This is a genomic window from Saliterribacillus persicus (assembly GCF_003337485.1).
GTDB classification, from domain to species: Bacteria; Bacillota; Bacilli; order Bacillales; family Amphibacillaceae; genus Saliterribacillus; species Saliterribacillus persicus.
The window spans coordinates 58,052-78,143 of the sequence record NZ_QPJJ01000009.1 but is presented as its reverse complement, the minus strand read 5'-3'; the positions used below and the strand labels follow the sequence as shown (position 1 = coordinate 78,143).

Here is a 20,092-nt window from a genome sequence, read left to right as displayed (position 1 = left end):
CCCTTACCCCCTTTTATTTCTTCTTACTATAATCACGTTTCCTTGGTTCTATTAATGATACATCAACGTCTTCATAACTAAATACTGGCCCATTAGTTGCTGGATCAAACATTGCTTTTGTTGTTTTTAACCATTCTTCGTCATTACGGTCAGGAAATTCCGGCTTATAGTGGGCCCCACGGCTCTCATTTCGGTTATATGCACCAATAGTAATAACTCGTGCCAAGTGTAACATATTCTTTAATTGACGTGTAAACATCACTCCAGAGTTATTCCAACGAGAAGTATCGTTTATATTGATATTCTCCCATCTTTCTAATAGCTCTTGAATTTTTTTATCCGTCTTAATAAGTTTTGCATTATCACGAACAACGGTTACGTTATCCGTCATCAACTCTCCAAGCTCTTTATGAATTTGGTAAGCATTTTCCGTTCCATCCATTGCCATTAACTTATCAAAAGTGTCTTCTTCTTCTTTTAATTTATTATCAAATACAGAGGAAGGAACATCTTCAATTGTTTTTTCTAAACCATTCATATATTTAATAGCATTTGGTCCTGCTACCATTCCTCCATAAATAGAAGAAAGTAAAGAATTTGCTCCAAGACGATTTGCACCATGCTGTGTATAGTCACACTCACCAGCTGCAAAGATACCTGGGATGTTTGTCATTTGATCGTAATCGACCCAAATGCCACCCATAGAATAATGCACAGCAGGGAATATCTTCATCGGCACTTTTCTAGGGTCTTCACCTACGAATTTTTCATAGATTTCTATAATCCCGCCTAGTTTAACATCCAATTCTTTAGGATCCTTATGTGAAAGATCTAAATAAACCATGTTCTCACCATTTACACCTAATTTTTGATTAACACATACATCAAAGATTTCACGTGTGGCAATATCACGAGGAACTAAGTTACCATATGCAGGATACTTTTCTTCTAAGAAATACCAAGGCTCGCCGTCTTTATATGTCCATACACGACCACCTTCACCACGTGCAGACTCACTCATTAGACGAAGTTTGTCGTCACCAGGAATTGCCGTCGGATGAATTTGAATAAATTCTCCGTTTGCATAAATTCCGCCTTGTAAATATAATGCTGCTGCAGCTGAACCAGTATTAATTACCGAGTTAGTTGATTTTCCAAAAATTATCCCAGGTCCACCAGAAGCAAGGATTGTCGAATCCGCTTTAAATACTTTACATTCATGGGATTTAACGTTTTGACCGATAATTCCTCGACCTATTCCCTCTTCATCAATGATTGCTGAGATAAATTCCCAGCCTTCATATTTAGTAACTAATCCTTCCACCTCATAACGCCTAACCTGTTCATCCAACGCATAAAGTAGTTGCTGACCAGTCGTAGCACCAGCATAGGCAGTTCTGTGATGCTGTGTACCACCGAATCTTCTAAAGTCTAAAAGTCCTTCAGGTGTACGATTAAACATAACCCCCATACGGTCTAACATATGAATAATACCCGGAGCTGCTTCACACATTGCTTTTACCGGTGGTTGATTAGCTAAAAAGTCTCCGCCATAAACAGAGTCATCAAAGTGTTCTAAAGGTGAATCACCTTCACCTTTTGTATTTACTGCACCATTAATTCCACCTTGTGCACAGACCGAGTGAGAACGTTTTACAGGAACAATTGATAAAAGATCTACATGTACACCTGCTTCTGCTGCTTTAATTGTTGCCATAAGACCTGCAAGGCCGCCACCAACAATTACCATATTGCGATCACTCATTAATTACTCACCCCTCTATTCTTCCTTAACTTTTTGTTATACAAATGCGAATAATGCACGGATTCCAATATACGTTACAGCTAAAAACACAAGAAGAGTTGCATATGTAGCAATTCTCTGTGAACGTGGTGTTACCGTGATACCCCATGTTACTAAGAAACTCCATAATCCGTTAGCGAAATGGAATGTAGTAGAAATAACACCTACAACATAAAACCAGAACATTACCGGACTAGCTAAAATATTTTCCATTAAACCAAACTCTAATTGTTCATTTCCTAATCCAATTTGCACACGTGTTTCCCATACATGCCAAACGATAAAAATTAACGTGATAATCCCTGTAATTCTTTGTAAGTAAAACATCCAATTACGAAAGAACCCATAACGCTTCACATTATTTTTAGCTATAAAGACAATATAAACTCCCAACACAGCGTGAAATAAAATAGGAATAAAAATAATAAAGAGCTCTAATAAAATTCGAAATGGTAAGTCGTGCATAAATTGAGCTGCTTTATTAAAGCTGTCTGCTCCATATACGGCAAAATGATTGATAACCAAGTGTTGCACTAAAAAAAGACCAATCGGAACAACCCCTAAAAGAGAATGCAGACGTCTCATAAAAAATTCCCTATTCTCCACTTTTGTACCCCCCTCAAAGTATGTAATGTCGACACGATATACAATTTTTGAAAATAAAAGCGCTTTAATTTATTTTTCAGCGGTTCATTATGACAAAAATATGTATACGCTATAACAAAACTATTGTACTTCTAAGCAGGGTACGCGTCAAGAAAACAAATCATTTTTCATATCTATTTGATAGGTTTGAAGCGGCCTAAATTGAGGTAATGTAAAGAAAAAACTAAAACTAGCAAGAAGTGCAGTATTTTAATAAATCTTTTCTATTTAGCATTGCATCAAGAAGTAAAAAAGTGAATAATAAGAAGATGCATGATAAATTTTCTATAAAACTAGTATGATTAAATAGAAGGCAAAATAATGATAAGTATAGATAGACTTTTAAGGGGGATCAACTTATGAGCAAAAATAATGCTTCCATACCTACTATTCTAACGAATTTAGAATCGACAGGTGCTGGAAATGATTTATTAAGGTATGTAGCACTTCCTGATTTATTAGGAGAAGAATTGGATTTAATGATGTACATACTGGGGAAAAATATTGGGCGAAAAGCCGAATGTCAATCCATGGAGGAAGTAGTGCAATTATTTCATGATAGTAATTGGGGTAACTTAATCTATGAAAAAGAGAAAAGAAGAGGTTTTACTTTTCTTTTAGAAGGCGACATTATAAGAAAAAGAATCGAAACAATCGATAATGTCGAGTTCAGACTTGAAAGTGGATTCCTTGCAGAAACAATGTCCAGACTACATGATCAAAGCTGTGAGTGTAGAACAATAATCAAAAAAGATCACGTGGAGTTAGAAGTTTTATATAGTAAATAAATGGTCCCCAACTAACGGTTGATTTGTATGTTAGTTGGGGATGTTTTGTTTTTATTTACTTTTCGATAAATGCTCTATTAATGTTTTAGCAAGCGACTCAGGTAATCCAATATTTTTAAAAGCCTCAAGATCAGCATTTTTAATTTCTTTCATCGATTTAAAGTGAGTAAGTAACAGCTTTCTTCTTTTTTCTCCTATACCTGGAATTTCATCAAGCTCAGATCGAAAGGCACTTTTCCCACGTAATTGTCTATGAAATGTAATAGCAAATCGGTGCACTTCATCTTGTATTCGTTGGATCAGATAAAATGCTTGAGAATTTCTTTCTAATGGGATCACTTGTGGTGGATCACCATACAACAGTTCACTTGTTTTGTGCTTATCATCTTTTGCTAAACCACAAATTGGGATATCTAAGCCAAGCTCATTTTCTAATACTTCACTAGCAGCAGAAATTTGACCTTTTGAACCATCTACTACGATTAAATCTGGAAGCTCCAGGTTATCTTTTAATACCCTTGTATATCTTCTTCGCACCACTTCTCGCATGGTCTCATAGTCATCTGGACCCTTTACACCCTTAATTTTATATTTTCGATATTCTTTTTTTTCCGGTTTACCATTAATGAATACTACCATTGCAGAAACCGGATCTGTACCTTGAATATTCGAATTATCAAAAGCTTCTATTCTTACTGGTGTTTCGATATGAAGCTTCTCACCTAAGCTTTCAATAGCTTTAATCGTGCGATCTTCATTCCGAGCAATTAATGAAAATTTTTCATTTAAAGCAATATCAGCATTTTTCTTCGCAAGTTCTACTAATTCTTTCTTTCTTCCGCGAAGTGGTATTGTCACATCTATTTCTAATAATTCCTTTAACATTTCGTAATCAGTTAATACAGGGACAAGTATTTGTTTTGGCTTTGGATGATGGTGGTGTAAGTAAAACCTTCCTATGAAAGATAGAAATGTATCATTCGCATCATCAAAAAATGGAAAAATGGAGACGTCTCTTTCAATTAGCTTGCCTTGTCTAATAAAGAATACTTGTACACACATCCAACCCTTATCATAGCTAAAGCCAAATATATCGCGATCCACCTGATCAGTTAATGTTATTTTTTGTTGTTCCATAACAGATTCAATGTGCTGAATTAAATCTCTGATTTCCATCGCTCTTTCAAAATTTAAATCTTCGGAAGCAGATAACATCTTTTCTTTTAAATCTCGTTTTATTTCTTTATAACCACCCTTTAAAAAGGAGCTGATACTTTTTACAATTTCAAGGTATTCCTCTTTCTTTGGTGGTACTTCCCCGCACGCTAAACATTGACCGAGATGATAGTAAAGACAATACCTACCAGGTGGATTATTACATTTCCTTAGCGGATAGAGGCGATCTAATAATTTTTTTGTCTCTCTTGCTGCTATCACATTGGGATACGGTCCAAAATATCTTCCTTTATCTTTTTTTACCTTTCTGGTAATAATCAATCTTGGATGACGCTCGTTTGTAATTTTTAAAAATGGATAGCTTTTATCATCTTTTAATAAAACATTATAGCGTGGATCATATTTTTTTATTAAATTCATTTCAAGAATTAAAGCTTCAATTTCAGAAGAAGTAACAATATATTCAAAATCCGTTATTTCCCGCACTAATCTTTGTGTTTTTTGATCATTAGCTCCAGTGAAATAGGATCTAACTCTATTTTTTAAAACTTTTGCTTTGCCAACATAAATAACTGTACCATGTTTATTTTTCATTAAATAACAACCAGGTTGATCTGGCAAAACAGCTAATTTTTCTTTAATAATATCCATCTGCCACCCCACCTTTACCAATACTTTCACTAGCTTTTTATTTTATCATAAAAAGAAAGGTTAAACTAAAAAAATCCCTTACCTATCAAAATATCGATAGATAAGGGATTTACGGAATCATTTTCAATTTTTTTACGAATTAAGAATGTTTAGAAATAAGCTCTTCTAAAGCTTCCTTCGGTTGGAATCCAACAACTTGGTCTACAACTTCTCCGTCTTTAAATAAAAGAAGTGTAGGAATACTCATTACACCATATTTACCAGCCGTTTCTTGGTTTTCGTCAACATCTAATTTGACAATCTTTACTTTGTCACTCATTTCACCATCTATTTCTTCTAAAACAGGCGCTATCATTTTACATGGTCCACACCAAGCTGCCCAAAAATCTGTTAATACTAAACCTTCTTTTGTTTCATCTGTAAATGTTTGATCGTTAGCATGTACTATCGCCACTATCATTTCCTCCTCTTCTTAAAGAAAAATTCTACTTGAGTATAACATTACTAGCAAAATGTTTGCTAATACTTTGCTCAATTCTATTTACTCTTGAATTGTAAGTTATTCAACTTACTCCATCAGCTTTCTTCTTAATATTTTACCCACTGCAGTTTTCGGAAAATTATCCCGAAACTCAATTTCTGTCGGCACTTTAAAATTTGCAAGCTGTTGTCGACAATGGTCTTTTATATCTTTCTCGGTAACCTTATACCCTTCTTTGATAACAATAAACGCCTTCGCAGTTTCTCCTCGATATACATCAGGAATTCCGACGACAACCGCCTCTTCTACCCCCTCAATTTCATAGAGGACTTCTTCCACCTCACGAGGGTAAATGTTATAACCACTAGCGATAATGACATCCTTTTTCCTATCTACAATATAAAAGAAGCCATGCTTGTCCATATAAGCAAGGTCGCCCGTATATAGCCACCCATCTTCTATTACTTCTTTTGTTTCTTCATTTCTTCGCCAATATCCCATCATAACTTGTGGACCACGAACAACCAATTCACCAATTTCATCAATCTCTGCTTCCTTTTTTTCAGTTAGTGTCATAATCATCGCATCTGTATCCGGCCAAGGTACACCTATGCCACCATAATATTTATGTTCTTTCATAAAATTAGCGTGTGTTATAGGTGATGCCTCTGTTAAACCGTAACCTTCCACTAACCGTCCCTTCGTTACCTTTTCAAATGCATCCTTCACTTCGATGGGTAAAGAGGCAGAACCACTTATACAAAAATCAATGGATGAAAGATCATAATTCGTGATACTTTTCTGTTTTAGCAATCCAATATATATAGTGGGCGCACCTGGAAAGATATTAGGTTTCTCTTTTTTTATTGTATTTAACAGTGCTTCTGCATCAAATTTCGGAACAAGGATCATGTTTGAGCCTGTAAAGATGGAATAATTCATAATGGCTGTCATCCCATAAACATGGAAGAAAGGTAATACCCCTAAGACATTTGCTTGGGTATTTCGCTCCCACGGAATCCAGGCTTTAGCCATTTCAGTATTAGCTATTAAATTAAAATGGCTAAGCATGACACCTTTAGGTTCACCAGTTGTTCCGCCTGTATATTGTAATAAGGCGATATCATTTTTTGGATCAATATCTAATTTAGGTATGTCCTTATCGTTTCCTTGTTTCATCATTTTATGCCACATGGACGTATCTGACTGAAAATCAGGTAAAGGATAAGCCTGTCTTGATTGCTTTTGAAGTGAATATACGATATTTTTTGGAAAGGCTAAGTAATCACGGATAGATGTCAGTAAAATATGCTCTAAATCAATCTGATGCTCAATGTTTTTTATTCTTTTAGCAAGTAAATCTAAAGTTATAATGGCGCTCACATCAGCGTCAATCAATTGATGACTTATTTCTCTTTCCTTATAAAGTGGATTTACTTCTACCACTATGCCACCAATTGCTAAAACAGCGTAATAACTTATTACAGCCTGCGGACAATTCGGTAGCATAATAGCGACGCGTTGTCCTTTTTTTATATTTTGTTCCTGCAAGAAATTTGCAGTTTTTTTTACTTCAAGCCACAATTCTTGGTACGTTATCGATTTCCCCATAAATCTAATAGCCACTTTATCCCCGTTATTCTCCGCTTGTTCCATTAATACTTCGTGCAATAATTTATCTGAATATCGAAGTGTAAGAGGTACTTCTTTTGGATAATGATTTTCCCATATTTTCTGATGAGCCATCGGAATTACCTCCAATTAAAATTTTTTCATTCCGTGAAATATATAAAGTTACAATTAATATTAAATGTAACTTTCTTTATGATAGCGCTTTATCGTTTCTGAGCAAGAATAATACAATTAACTATTTTTATAAGTGAGGTAAATTTATACTATGAAAAATATGCCGAATACTAAAAAAATAATCGCAATAATAATTAATATAATCGCTAAAGTTTTCATCATTTCATTCCTTCATCTGTTAATCCTAACCAATACTTGCACCAATTACGAAAGAGAGGCCAATTGATATTATCATGGAAATAAATCCAACAGCTCGATTATCATTTTCTATTTCTTTGTCTATTTTATAAGATGGTGTTAAAAATTCAAATATAAAATATCCAATTAACAATAAAATGAAGCCGTAACTGCCCCATAAAATACTTTCGACCAATGTATCATTATGTTCGATTGAATACCTAAAAATATTAGCAATACCAAATATCTTTCCACCTGTAGCCATTGCAACACTCATATTACCTTGCCTTATTTCATCCCAATTCTTATAAGATGTAACTAGCTCTAAAATGGCTAAAAATAAAATTAAACACAAAATAGCGACGCTATACCTTGCAGCCGTATCAATAAAAACATTTTCAAATAAATTCTCCATGCTTCTACTCCTTTATTACGACTTCTGTAGCAATCTTGCTACAGAAGTCAAATATATTCTACTTTAATTCAAGAACGGTAACACCTGAACCGCCTTCATTCATTCCGCCATCTTTGGCTGCATTTATTCTAGAGTGTTTGCGAGCAAAGGTTTTAACACCTTGGCGTAATGCTCCAGTCCCTTTTCCATGAATAATCGATACCGTAGTGTAGTTCGCTAATATAGCGTCATCGATGTATTTTTCAAGCTGTTGCAGGGCATCCTCATAACGCTCTCCTCTAAGATCTAATTCCGGCTTCACATGGTACGCTTGACCTCTCATCGTTGTTAAAGGCTGCTCTATTTTATCTTGTGTGCGATTTAAAAATAATAAATCCTTACGCTTCGCTTTCATTTTCATAATACCTACTTGAATCTGAAATTCATTTTTTCCTGTTTTCTCTAATATAGTGGCTTTTTGATCTAGCGATAACAATTTAACTTCATCGCCTACTTTTAATTCTTTAGTTTTTGGTGTTGGCGCTGTTTCCGCTTTATCAGGAGTCTTTTTTGTCAACTTGGGCTGTGATTCTTCCAATAACTTTTTCGTTTCAATCCATTCATGGTCTTTGAAATTTATATCTTCTTTCCTGCTTTTTAATTCATTTACAATTTGTTCTGCTTCTTCTTTAGCTTTTGCGAGAGCCTTCTCCGCCTTTTCTTCTGCTTTTTTTAGAACCATTTCTTTCTTTTGGTCTAACTTATCTAACTGATCTTTTAATTCATTTCGTAAATATTCCGCTTCCTCAAGTATTTGATGGGCTTCTACATAATCATTATCTGCCCCACGCCTAGAAGCCTCTAAAGATGCTATCATATTTTCAACGTCTTTTGAATCCGTTCCTACTTGCATTTTGGCCTGAGCAATAACTGCTTCATCTAAGCCCAATCTTCGAGAAATTTCAAAGGCATTACTTCGACCAGGGACACCTATTAACAATCGGTAGGTAGGCTTTAACGTTTGAATATCAAATTCAACCGAAGCATTTACTACATTTTCTCGATTATAACCATAGGCTTTTAATTCTGGATAATGCGTTGTGGCAATAACTCGCGCTTTTTTATCTACGACATAATCAAGGATAGACATCGCAAGAGCTGCACCTTCTTGTGGATCGGTACCTGCTCCAAGCTCATCAAATAACACAAGCGTTTTTTCATCCACTTCTTTTAAAATTTTTACGATATTTGTCATATGAGAAGAAAATGTACTAAGGCTTTGCTCAATGGATTGTTCATCCCCGATATCAGCGTATACTTCGTTAAATAGTGATAACTGACAACCATCCTGAGCGGGAATTTGGAGTCCGGATTGTGCCATTAGCGTACATAAACCTACCATTTTAAGTGTAACAGTTTTTCCACCAGTATTGGGACCAGTAATAACAATGGATGTATAGGATTCTCCTAATTCAATGTCATTAGCTACCACTTCATCCTCATTTAATAGTGGATGTCTTGCTTGCATCATTTTAATAATTCCTTGATCATTCATTTTAGGTTTTCTGGCCTTCATTTGTTCTGAAAGTTTACCTCTAGCGAAAATAAAATCCACGCTACCAAGTATTTCAACATTAGAAGATAATTGTTCCTCTTGCTCTGCAATTGCAATAGTTAAATCCCTGAGAATTTTCTCTACTTCTTGCTTTTCTTTTACCCGCAGGCTTTGTAGTTCATTATTCAATTCCACTACTGCTTGAGGTTCCATGAAAAGTGTCTGACCAGAAGCGGATTGATCATGTACAATGCCACCAATTGCCATTCTATATTCTTGTTTAACAGGTAGAACGAAACGATCATTTCGAATCGTTACAATCGTATCAGATAACATTTTTGATTTTGACTTTGTGATGTTATCCATTCGATCTCTAATTCTACTTTGATTTGATCTTATTCTTGATCGCAACGATCTTAATTGATCAGAGGCACCATCCATCACATGACCATGATCATCGATAGCATTTTTAATCATTCTCTCTAATTCAGGTAACGTGACAATCGCATCTATCATTTCTCTTATAATTGGCAATTCGGGTTCTTCCATTTGCTCAATGAATAACTTTAACTGTCTACCCCCGTAAATTGTTCCTGCCACGTCTAAGCATTCATTGGCGTTTAAAATCCCTCCAATAACAGCTCGCTTAATCATAGGCTTAATATCTACAATTCCACCTAGAGGAATATGTCCTTTTAATCGAAGGACTGACACAGCTTCATCGGTCTCTAAGTGGTTTTTTTCTACTTCATTCAAGTCTGTTAACGGTTTTAATCTACGCGTTTTTTCTTCTCCTAATGAAGATGCGGTTAATTGATTAAGACGTTGAATTATTTTATCAAACTCTAATACCTTGAATATTCGCTCATTCATGAGGATTGCTCCTTTAATTTCTTTTGTTTTTCTCTATATACTTTTGTAATTTAGTAATTTCCCATGTATTTATTACATTTTCAGGCTTTAACCAACCTCTTCTACCCGCTTTCACACCTATGTCCATATCTTTAAGCATTTCTAAATTATGTGCATCGGTATTTATTGCTAATCGTACACCTTTCTCTTGAGCTTTTCTTACCCATGTACTAGCTAAATCTAAGCGGTTGGGATTTGCATTTAATTCTAGAATTTTATTATATTTCTGTGCTTTATCTATAAGCCACTCTACATCGACATTATAACCTTCTCGTTTTCCAAGCAATCGACCTGTTGGATGAGCAATCATGTCAACATATGGATTTTTTAATGCTGTCTCAAGTCTATGATGAATCTCTGCCTGATTTTTATTAAAGCTTGAGTGAATCGAAGCTATCACAAAATCAAGTTGTTTTAATACATCATCATCAAAATCTAAAGATCCATCTGGTAGGATATCCATTTCTATACCTGCAAAAATATGAATATCCTTATACTTTTCATTCAATTGATCAATTTCTTCTCTTTGTTTTTTGATCCGTTCTTCATTTAGTCCATTTGCAACTCTTAAAAATTTTGAATGATCCGTAATGACGATATATTCATACTCATATTCTATTGCATTTTGAACCATTGTTTCGATTGATTCAGCTCCATCGCTCCATGTACTATGCATATGAAGGTCCCCACGAATCATAGATCGATCTATAAGCGAAATTTCATCTTTAGCTTTCTCAATTTCACTATCATCTTCTCTAATTTCAGGTGGAATGTAATTTAGGCCAAAGCTTTCAAAAAAAGCTTGTTCACTTGTAAATGTTTCTACCTTACCCGTGTTTAAATCCTCTACACCGTATTCACTTATTTTCTTCTCTTGTTCTTTTGCTAACTGCCTTAATCGCACATTATGGTCTTTGGATCCAGTAAAATGGTGGAGCGTGGTATAAAACTCATCCACTTTAACTAATCTAAAATCTACACCCAAAGGATATTTTTCCTTTAAAATAATCGACACTTTCGTATCACCGTTGGATACAACCTCAGTTATATTATCTAGCTCCAATAGATACTCTCTAACTTTTTTAGGAGAGTTCGTTGCTATAATAAAATCTAGATCCTTCACTGTTTCTCTAAGCCTTCTAAAGCTACCCGCAACCTGGAATTTTTCAATATCATTAGATTTAGCTAAATAGGATTCTATTTTTTTAACTACAGGAACAACTAATGGAAGCGGTAATCGATCCGGTCTATTATTTACATCTTTCAAAGTTTGGAGAATTTTTTCAGCTGTTTTCTTTCCAAATCCAGAAAGTTCCTCAACCTTGCCTTGTTCGCATGCTTCTTTTAATTCTTGTTCATTTGTGATATTTAACTCTTGATATAATTTTGCTAATTTCTTACCACCTAGGCCTGGTAAGTCTAGAAGCGGAATTAGCCCTTCTGGCACTTCTTTCTGAAGTTCTTCGAGTGTTTCTGAGCTTTCTGTTTCTATAAATTGCGTAATCACAGTTGCAGTACCTTTACCTACACCTTTTATTTTTGTGAAGTCATCAATTTCTGCCAAGGACCGTTGATCTGTTTCTAAGGCTTGCGCAGCTTTTCTGTAGGCAGATATTTTAAAAGGATTCTCTGCCTTTAATTCTAAATAAATTGCAATTTTTTCTAATAATTTAATGACATCTTTTTTATTTACTGCCATACTACTCCACCGCCCTATTTTAATGTGGGAAGACCCTTGCTACGAATTGGCAAGGGTCTACAAAATTACATTTTAATTATTTTCAAACCATATTTCCTTTAAACGCTCTGAAATAATAGGTGTATGCTCTAAGATAAATGTTGCAATGGATGACTGATCTATATACGCCTGAACACTTACAACTGGTGCTAAAGCCAAGATATATAGAATAACAAATAACAATAAATATACTTCAATAAATCCAAGGATCGCTCCTAGCCAGTTATTCAAAAATTTTAATATTGGCAGATCTGCAACAAAATCTAACATGGATGCGATGATTTGCATGATTATTTTCACTGCGAAAAAGATTGCAGCAAAGGCAATGGCATTATAAAAAGCAGTTTCTAATGGAAGGGAATCCAAGAATATTGCCCAGCTCTCGCCTTCAGGAAAATCAGGATAAGGAATCCATAATTCTAATTTTGATGCAAATGTATCATAATACATTGCCGCTAATACAAAGGCGACTACAAATCCTATTAAATGAAATGCCTGTAAGATAAAACCTCTTTTTAAACCAATTAAAAATCCTAACACTAATAAAATAAATAAAATAATATCAACCATAATCTTTTTATTCCTCTTTCTCTTCTAATAAATTTTGCAATACTTCATATTCCTCTTTTAATTTTATATAGTCGTTCATCGTATTAAGCGCAGTTAAAACTGCTAAACTAGTCGTATCTAAACTTTTATTGACAGTATGTATTTCGTTTAATTTATCATCTACTAACTGGGCGACATGACGCATTTGCTCTACGCCTTCTTCACCAATTACAGTATAAGATCTCCCATATATAGTTACCGTTGTTCTTTCTTTTTTATTATTAGACATTTCATTCCCACCTTTATACGTAAGCCGACTCAATCTATTGAAATATTTGCGTATTCACGTTCAATTTGTTATCTCTTTACATAAAGTTTCACTTTATATTAACATGAAGCTTCAAATTAGAAAACTATTCTGATGGAACTTATCTTTGATATAATGAATTTATGAAATAAGATAGGAGTGATATTTTTGGCAAACGTCGTATTAAAATTACCGATCAATGAAATAAAGAAAATAGAAAACCATTACAAAAAGCAATCGATCACTCCACCACAATATGCTACCTTTGCTGCAAAAGTGAATGGCACCAACGTTACGGTTTACAAATCTGGAAAGGTTATGTTTCAAGGGCGAGATGCAGAAAAAGAAGCTAGCATGTGGCAAGGAAAAAGTGAAGCTCTCCCAACAAAGAAGGCTAATAAAAAATCAGTAAATGAACATTCTTTTTATCCTCCTAATCATTTTTTTGAAACCTCTCATATCGGTTCAGATGAAGCCGGAACCGGTGATTACTTTGGACCTATTACAGTTGCTGCGGTTTTTATTCCAAAGGAAAAAATAGCACTTATCAAAGAATTAGGTGTAAGAGACTCCAAAGATTTAAAGGATCCTATGATTGAAAGAATAGCGAAAGATTTAGTATACGCTGAAATTCCTTATACACTTATGACATTAAAAAACGAAAAATACAACCAGCTTCAAAGGAAAGGCTGGAACCAGGGCAAAATGAAGGCTATGCTGCATTACCATGCCATCCAAAAATTATTAGATAAACTAAAAGGCACAACTATAGACGGGATTTTAATCGATCAATTTTGTCAGCCTCAAGTTCATCAAAAATATTTACGTACTGAAAAATTAACACTCCAGCCAGATACATATTTTATGACAAAAGCAGAGAGCCATTCCCTATCTGTAGCTGCTGCATCTATTATAGCTAGAGCAAAGTTTGTAAAGGAAATGGATAAGCTGTCAAAAGAATCTGGTATTACGATTCCTAAGGGCGCATCCAATAAAGTTGATCAAACCGCTGCATATCTTGTTAAGAAATACGGAAAAGATGTATTAGAGAAATATGCAAAGCTACATTTTGCAAATACAGAAAAAGCAAATAAATATCTCTGAATTGATAAAAGATATAGTTGAAAATCATTAACTGTTTTGGTTTAGGTTAAATTTTAAGTTTTCATACGCTTCTAGCTTCGTTCTTTTTATTTCGAGCTAACTTTTGGATCAAATTATATTTTTGCTTTCCACACAAAAAATAATGCGCTTTTTATCTTATCGATAAAAAGCGCATTATTACTAACTTCTAAGTTTAGCATCTAAATCTTCTTGTAAACGAGATAGTATTGCTTGATAGGAAGCTTCCACATCCTCGTCTTTTAACGTTCTTTCAGGATCTAAATAGAGAATACTACAAGCAATAGACTTTTCGCCTTTTTCTAAGTGTTCCCCTTGATACACATCAAACACATGGACATCTTTTACCAACTCACCACCAGCTTTTGTTATGGTATCAATAATTTGTCCAGCAAGAACATCCTCTTTTACGACAAGAGCCATATCACGTGTTACTGTAGGAAATCTCGGAATTCGATCAAAGTTAGGAATTTCTTCATATTGATCCATTAAATAATCAAGATCTAGATCGAATACATAGGTTTCTTTCAAATTAAAATCTTTAGCTAATTGTGGGTGAATCTGACCTAAAAAGCCAATTTCTCTGTCATTCAGATAAAGTTTTGCAGTTCTACCAGGGTGCATATTTTCTTTTTTCACTGGCTTATAACTGACAGCTAGTGAGAGTTTTTCAAATAGCCCAGTTAAGATTCCTTTTACTACATAGAAATCAACTGCTTTCTTTTCCTCCTGCCATTCATGTGTTACCCAATCACCAGTTAATAAACCTGTTGCCCTTAGTCTTTCTGAAGGTTGTTCTGTAATGGTCTCTTCTTTTGAGACAAAGACAGTTCCAACTTCATAATTCGCTATGTCCGTCTGCTTACGCGCTAAATTATAAGAGGCGGAACTTAACATTTCTGGTAATATGCTTAAACGAAGTGTACTATGCTCTTCACTCATTGGCATGGCTAAAGATACAGTTTCTTTTGCATCTTGAAGTATTTCGTCACTAGCTAATAATGGTGCTTTTTCTTTACTTGTTAAAGAATACGTAATTGTTTCTGATAAACCAGCACTTTCAAAATAATTTTTAACAAACCGTTTTAACTCTTGTTGTTTGGTTAATCCGCCTGCTTGTGCATCCCCTTGTGGAAGTGTATATGGTAGATTATCATATCCATAAATACGAGCAACCTCTTCCACCATATCTTCAAAAATAACAATATCTTGTCTTCTTGTTGGAACGGACACCTCAAATACTTCGTCATTATTTTCATATGAAAAGTGTAATTTTCTTAATATATTTCCAATCTCTTCAGTAGAAATCTGCGTTCCTAATCGGTTATTTATTTTAGAAGTAGAGATTTCTACTTTCTTTTCAGTTAAATCGAGCCCATCTACATTTACAATTCCACTTAAAATCTTACCATGTGCATATTTTTCAAGTAATTGGCAAGCCCTCAAACCTGCGCGCTTCACACGCTCTGGATCAATACCTTTTTCAAACCGACTACTAGATTCACTTCTTAAATTGAAATCTTTTGAAGCATTTCTAACAATTGCAGGATCAAAGTAAGCAGCTTCTAACAATACAGTTGTTGTATTTTCATCTACTTCTGAATCCTTCCCGCCCATTACACCAGCTAATGCCATTGGTTCTTTTCCGTTTGTAATGACTAAATAGTCTGGTGACAATACACGCGTTTGATCATCTAGCGTAACTATCTTTTCATTTTCTTTCGCACGTCGAACTACCACTTTTTCACTATCGAACTTATCATAATCAAATGCATGCAACGGCTGACCATACTCTAATAACACATAATTAGTAATATCTACTACATTGTTAATTGGTCTAATTCCTGCAGCAATTAAGTAATTCCTCATCCATAAAGGTGATGGTGCAAGTTTAATATCCTTTATAACAAATGCTCCATAATATGGATTAAGAGTAGTATCTTCTACTTCCACATCAATATAGTCCTTTGCCTCTTCTTCTACCATATGAACATCTTCTCTTGGGAGTCTTAGAGGAAGATCCAAAATAGCAGCTACTTCGTAAGCAACACCTAGCATACTCATTGCATCAGCACGATTTGGAGTTAATCCTAACTCCAAAATAGCATCATCTAAATTTAACAATGGTAAAGCGTCTACGCCAATTTCAGTATCTTCAGGAAAAACAAAAATTCCGTCTGCAACGTCTTTTGGTACAAATTTCTCTTCGATTCCTAATTCTTGGAGCGCACAAATCATACCGTTAGATTCTGTGCCTCTTAGTTTTGCTTTTTTGATTTTGAAGTTACCTGGTAAAACTGCTCCTGGTTTTGCAACAGCAACTTTTTGTCCAGCTGCGACATTTTGTGCACCACAAATGATCTGCAAGGTTTCATCTCCAACGTTTACTTGACAAAGATTTAATTTGTCAGCATTTGGATGCTTTTCGCAAGATTCTACTAGCCCCACTACAACGTTAGAGTTTTTTTCAGCGATATACTCTATGCCTTCTACTTCGATACCTGTTTTTGTAATTTTATCAGCAAGCTCTTCTGGTGAGAGCTGGTCTAAATCGATATAATTTTTCAGCCAATTTAATGATACAAACATGTTACTACCTCCTCCTTAAGCTTTGTGATATTGTTTTAAGAATCGATTATCGTTTATATAGAAATGACGAATATCATCTACACCGTATTTAAGCATTGCAATGCGTTCTGGCCCCATTCCAAATGCAAACCCATTATAGACATCGGGATCATATCCAGCCATTTCTAACACTCTAGGGTGAACCATTCCACCACCTAAGATTTCAATCCATCCAGTTTTCTTACAAACACTACAGCCTTTTCCATTACAAACTTTGCAGGAAATATCCATTTCTACTGATGGTTCAGTAAATGGGAAAAAGCTAGGTCTTAATCTAATTTCGCGATCTTCCCCAAACATTTCTTTTGCAAATCTGTTTAAGACACCTTTTAAATCACTCATTCGCACATCTTTGTCTACATATAGACCTTCTATTTGGGTAAATTGATGGGAATGTGTTGCGTCATCTGTATCTCTTCTATACACCTTACCAGGACATATCATTTTAACGGGCTTTTCACCGTTATACTCTCCCATCGTCCTCGCCTGAACTGGAGAAGTGTGCGTGCGAAGTAAAATATCTTCCGTAATATAGAACGAATCCTGCATATCACGAGCCGGATGCCCTTTTGGTAAATTAAGTGCTTCAAAGTTATAATAATCTGTCTCCACTTCAGGACCTTCTCTTACTTCAAAGCCCATTCCAATAAACAAATCTTCTATTTCTCCGACGATACTTGTTAGTAAATGCGGACCACCAATTTGAACTGGTCTACCTGGTAATGTCACATCAATCGTTTCATTTTCTAACTGCTTTTCTAATTCAATAGCTTCCAGGGTTGATTTTTTTCCATCCAGTTCATTTGCAATATTTTCTCTTACCTTATTTGCTAATTCTCCGATAACAGGTCGCTCTTCCTTTGACAGCTTTCCCATTCCTCTTAATACCTCTGTGATGGGACCTTTTTTTCCTAAATAAGCTACCCTAACTTCTTGAAGATCTTTTAATTCTTTTGCTTCATTAACTTTTAATAAGGCTTCTTTTTCTAATTCTTGTAATTTTTCTTTCATGAATAAAACCTCCCTAGATATTTAAAAACTGTTTCTAAAAGCTATTACGAATTTGATTTATTGGTTCATAGAGACCCAGTACCTTCTCTTTAAACAAAATAAAAAAGCCTCTCCCTAAAAAAGGGACGAGACTATACATATCGCGGTACCACCCTTGTTGATATCATTAAAGATACCCACTCGAGAATTGTTAACGGGAAAACCCGGGACACCTTTACTTCATCATACTAAGGTCTAAGTGCCAGCTCCAGAGTGAATTTCAATCAGGCTTCAATAGAAGTGCTTTCAGTCTAAGACACTTCCTCCCTATATTGTTGTACTGATTTACTTGCTCCTTCAAAGCAATTTATATGAGTCCTCCATAAGCATTGAAGACTATTTTTAATTCGTAAAGTTTATTTATTACTATAGTATAGAAAATGAATGAGATACTTGCAAGCTTTTTAAGAAAATTCCGCTACCCGATACATTAATATACCTGCTGCAACTCCAACATTTAATGATTCTGCCTGTCCATAAATAGGGATCTTGACTTTATGATCTGCTAAATTGATTAAGGATTCATCTACTCCTGATCCTTCATTGCCTAAAATAATTGCAATCTTCTCGTCAATTGTAACTTGATTATATGGAGTAGCTTCCTCCAAGGTAGTCGCCCAAACAGATACAGCATCCTTTTTTAATTTAGAAACAGCATCATTTAAAGAATAATGGATTATATCTAAATGAAAAACAGATCCTTGTGTTGCCCTAATAACTTTATCATTATATAAATCCACCGTATTATCCCCTAAAATTATACTATCAAATCCTGCGGCGTCTGCAGTCCTGATGATGGCTCCTAAATTACCAGGATCCTGAATTTGATCAATACAAATTATCTTTTTCCACTGCTTCCATGCGTTATTTTTCATCTTCACAACTGCTGCAATACCTTGTGGTGTTTTGGTATTTGAAATAGCACCGAGAACATTAGTTGTTACAACCGTAACTGGTAAAGAACTAATATTTTGAGGAATTTCTGCATCTTCTACAGCGATGATTTCTATTACATTCCACTGACTACTTATAGCCTCTTCAACTAAGTGATAGCCTTCCACCAAAAACTGTTGATCGATATCTCTAAATTTTTTCTTTTGTAATTTTTTCCACTGTTTTACTTTTTCATTTTGTACGGATGTTATCATTTACTCTCATTCCTTTTTTAATCTCTTCCTTATCATACATATAAAACTTAAATCAGGTCAAACTAAATATAAATGAAGATAGAAAGGTGTGAGAAAATGAATTTGAATTTAAGAAAAGCCATTCTTTCCAATGTATCCGGTAATACGGCAGAAGAACTAGAAGATACGATTGTAGATGCTATTCAAAGTGGTGAAGAAAAAATGCTACCCGGTTTAGGTGTCTTTTTCGAAGTTTTTTGGAAATCCGCAGAAGAAACAGAAAGAAAAGAATTACTTCAAGCGTTAGAAAAAAGCTTAAACGAACAGGTTAATTAAATATCAACGAAAATAAAATTTTTCTCTATTTGACAAACTCTTTTCTAAAAGAGCTTGTCTTTTTTGTATTGTGTTTTTGGTAAAATAAACGTATGATAAAGCTATAGTAAATTTCAAGGAGAATAACAATATAATGGATATTCGATTTATTCAAAATTATATTCAAATGCAAGCCATGAACACCTTTGGATCAAATTCATCCAGTTCACAATCAAATTTTTCTGACATTTTTTTAAATATGCTTCAATCCAATCAAATGAATACCACGGCAGGGCAACAAAATTGGGATAACCAAAATATTCCTGCTTCCTATTTTTTATCAAAAACACCGGATATGCGCAATATCACGTCGAATCTTCCTTCTCAGGATGTATCTGTTAAATCAAACTCTAGTGAAGAAATCTCGTCGCTAATTGATCAAGCCGCTAAAACTTATCAAATTGATGCTAAGCTAATAGAGGCAGTAGTTCAAGCTGAATCAAATTTTAACGCACAAGCAGAGAGTCATGCAGGGGCTCAAGGGTTAATGCAATTAATGCCCGACACAGCTAGATCATTAGGCGTAACAAATAGCTTTGATGCAAAGCAGAATATTTTTGGTGGAACCAAATATTTAAGAGATATGCTTGATCGTTACGATGGTAATAAATCGCTAGCTTTAGCTGCTTATAATGCGGGGCCAGGAAATGTAGATCGTTATGACGGAATTCCTCCTTTTGAAGAAACAACTCGCTATGTTCAAAAGGTACTTGGTAACTATTTAGCATAGTTATCATTTTCTATTCACATAAGCTTTGTTAAATTTTCTAGCTCACCAATACATTACTTTTTTAAATTATATATAAT

At 34.7% G+C, this 20,092-nt stretch carries 17 protein-coding genes and 1 other annotated feature; of the genes, 4 read left to right on the top strand and 13 right to left on the bottom strand.

Features of this window, described 5'->3' with window-relative positions; all coding sequences use genetic code 11:
• Nucleotides 1–13: 13 nt before the first annotated feature.
• Nucleotides 14–1,765 (bottom strand): succinate dehydrogenase flavoprotein subunit, encoded by a 1,752-nt coding sequence (gene sdhA, locus DFR57_RS11495; protein WP_114353319.1) that lies wholly within the window; start codon nucleotides 1,763–1,765, stop codon nucleotides 14–16.
• A 36-nt stretch (nucleotides 1,766–1,801) separates the two neighbouring features.
• Nucleotides 1,802–2,389 carry a succinate dehydrogenase cytochrome b558 subunit gene (locus DFR57_RS11490; RefSeq protein ID WP_281270491.1) on the bottom strand — a complete coding sequence of 196 codons (588 nt, stop codon included), beginning with the start codon at nucleotides 2,387–2,389 and terminating at the stop codon, nucleotides 1,802–1,804.
• Nucleotides 2,390–2,808: 419 nt separating this feature from the next.
• Between DFR57_RS11490 and DFR57_RS11485 the strand changes: the two genes are divergently transcribed.
• Nucleotides 2,809–3,237 (top strand): DUF2507 domain-containing protein, encoded by a 429-nt coding sequence (locus tag DFR57_RS11485; protein WP_114353317.1) that lies wholly within the window; start codon nucleotides 2,809–2,811, stop codon nucleotides 3,235–3,237.
• A 51-nt stretch (nucleotides 3,238–3,288) separates the two neighbouring features.
• On the opposite strand, the gene uvrC is transcribed toward DFR57_RS11485, so the two are convergent.
• From uvrC to zapA, 8 genes are all read right to left on the bottom strand, one after another.
• Nucleotides 3,289–5,064, bottom strand: coding sequence for an excinuclease ABC subunit UvrC (gene uvrC / locus DFR57_RS11480; RefSeq protein WP_114353315.1), 1,776 nt, complete (start codon nucleotides 5,062–5,064; stop codon nucleotides 3,289–3,291).
• Between the two features lie 139 nt (nucleotides 5,065–5,203).
• The gene (trxA, locus tag DFR57_RS11475; RefSeq protein WP_114353314.1) at nucleotides 5,204–5,518 is read right to left on the bottom strand and encodes a thioredoxin; all 315 of its coding nucleotides are present in this window, start codon (nucleotides 5,516–5,518) and stop codon (nucleotides 5,204–5,206) included.
• Between the two features lie 114 nt (nucleotides 5,519–5,632).
• Entirely contained in the window at nucleotides 5,633–7,291 is a 1,659-nt protein-coding gene (locus DFR57_RS11470) for a long-chain-fatty-acid--CoA ligase (RefSeq protein WP_114353313.1), read from the bottom strand.
• 244 nt (nucleotides 7,292–7,535) lie between these two features.
• The gene (locus DFR57_RS11465; RefSeq protein ID WP_114353312.1) at nucleotides 7,536–7,943 is read right to left on the bottom strand and encodes a DUF350 domain-containing protein; all 408 of its coding nucleotides are present in this window, start codon (nucleotides 7,941–7,943) and stop codon (nucleotides 7,536–7,538) included.
• Nucleotides 7,944–8,001: 58 nt separating this feature from the next.
• Nucleotides 8,002–10,350: an endonuclease MutS2 gene (locus DFR57_RS11460; protein WP_114353310.1), complete on the bottom strand. Its 2,349-nt coding sequence runs from the start codon at nucleotides 10,348–10,350 to the stop codon at nucleotides 8,002–8,004.
• Between the two features lie 13 nt (nucleotides 10,351–10,363).
• A complete protein-coding gene (gene polX / locus DFR57_RS11455; protein ID WP_114353309.1) occupies nucleotides 10,364–12,088 on the bottom strand; it encodes a DNA polymerase/3'-5' exonuclease PolX in 1,725 nt (574 codons plus the stop codon).
• Between the two features lie 72 nt (nucleotides 12,089–12,160).
• Nucleotides 12,161–12,697 carry a CvpA family protein gene (locus DFR57_RS11450; RefSeq protein WP_114353308.1) on the bottom strand — a complete coding sequence of 179 codons (537 nt, stop codon included), beginning with the start codon at nucleotides 12,695–12,697 and terminating at the stop codon, nucleotides 12,161–12,163.
• Between the two features lie 7 nt (nucleotides 12,698–12,704).
• Nucleotides 12,705–12,965, bottom strand: a complete 261-nt coding sequence (gene zapA / locus DFR57_RS11445; RefSeq protein WP_114353307.1) for a cell division protein ZapA — start codon at nucleotides 12,963–12,965, stop codon at nucleotides 12,705–12,707.
• A 177-nt stretch (nucleotides 12,966–13,142) separates the two neighbouring features.
• On the opposite strand from zapA, the gene rnhC reads away from it, so the two are divergent.
• Nucleotides 13,143–14,087 carry a ribonuclease HIII gene (gene rnhC, locus DFR57_RS11440; protein ID WP_342768839.1) on the top strand — a complete coding sequence of 315 codons (945 nt, stop codon included), beginning with the start codon at nucleotides 13,143–13,145 and terminating at the stop codon, nucleotides 14,085–14,087.
• 180 nt (nucleotides 14,088–14,267) lie between these two features.
• On the opposite strand, the gene pheT is transcribed toward rnhC, so the two are convergent.
• The 3 genes from pheT to DFR57_RS11425 all read right to left on the bottom strand — a co-directional run bounded on the left by pheT (nucleotide 14,268) and on the right by DFR57_RS11425 (nucleotide 18,931).
• Nucleotides 14,268–16,694, bottom strand: a complete 2,427-nt coding sequence (gene pheT, locus DFR57_RS11435) for a phenylalanine--tRNA ligase subunit beta (RefSeq protein ID WP_114353305.1) — start codon at nucleotides 16,692–16,694, stop codon at nucleotides 14,268–14,270.
• A gap of 15 nt (nucleotides 16,695–16,709) precedes the next feature.
• Entirely contained in the window at nucleotides 16,710–17,744 is a 1,035-nt protein-coding gene (gene pheS, locus DFR57_RS11430) for a phenylalanine--tRNA ligase subunit alpha (RefSeq protein WP_114353303.1), read from the bottom strand.
• Between the two features lie 118 nt (nucleotides 17,745–17,862).
• Nucleotides 17,863–18,093 (bottom strand) — a binding site (T-box leader).
• Nucleotides 18,094–18,187: 94 nt separating this feature from the next.
• The gene (locus tag DFR57_RS11425) at nucleotides 18,188–18,931 is read right to left on the bottom strand and encodes a TrmH family RNA methyltransferase (protein ID WP_114353302.1); all 744 of its coding nucleotides are present in this window, start codon (nucleotides 18,929–18,931) and stop codon (nucleotides 18,188–18,190) included.
• A gap of 96 nt (nucleotides 18,932–19,027) precedes the next feature.
• On the opposite strand from DFR57_RS11425, the gene sspI reads away from it, so the two are divergent.
• Nucleotides 19,028–19,246 carry a small acid-soluble spore protein SspI gene (gene sspI, locus DFR57_RS11420; RefSeq protein WP_114353300.1) on the top strand — a complete coding sequence of 73 codons (219 nt, stop codon included), beginning with the start codon at nucleotides 19,028–19,030 and terminating at the stop codon, nucleotides 19,244–19,246.
• 133 nt (nucleotides 19,247–19,379) lie between these two features.
• Nucleotides 19,380–20,015 carry a lytic transglycosylase domain-containing protein gene (locus DFR57_RS18580; RefSeq protein ID WP_114353299.1) on the top strand — a complete coding sequence of 212 codons (636 nt, stop codon included), beginning with the start codon at nucleotides 19,380–19,382 and terminating at the stop codon, nucleotides 20,013–20,015.
• Nucleotides 20,016–20,092: the final 77 nt, after the last annotated feature.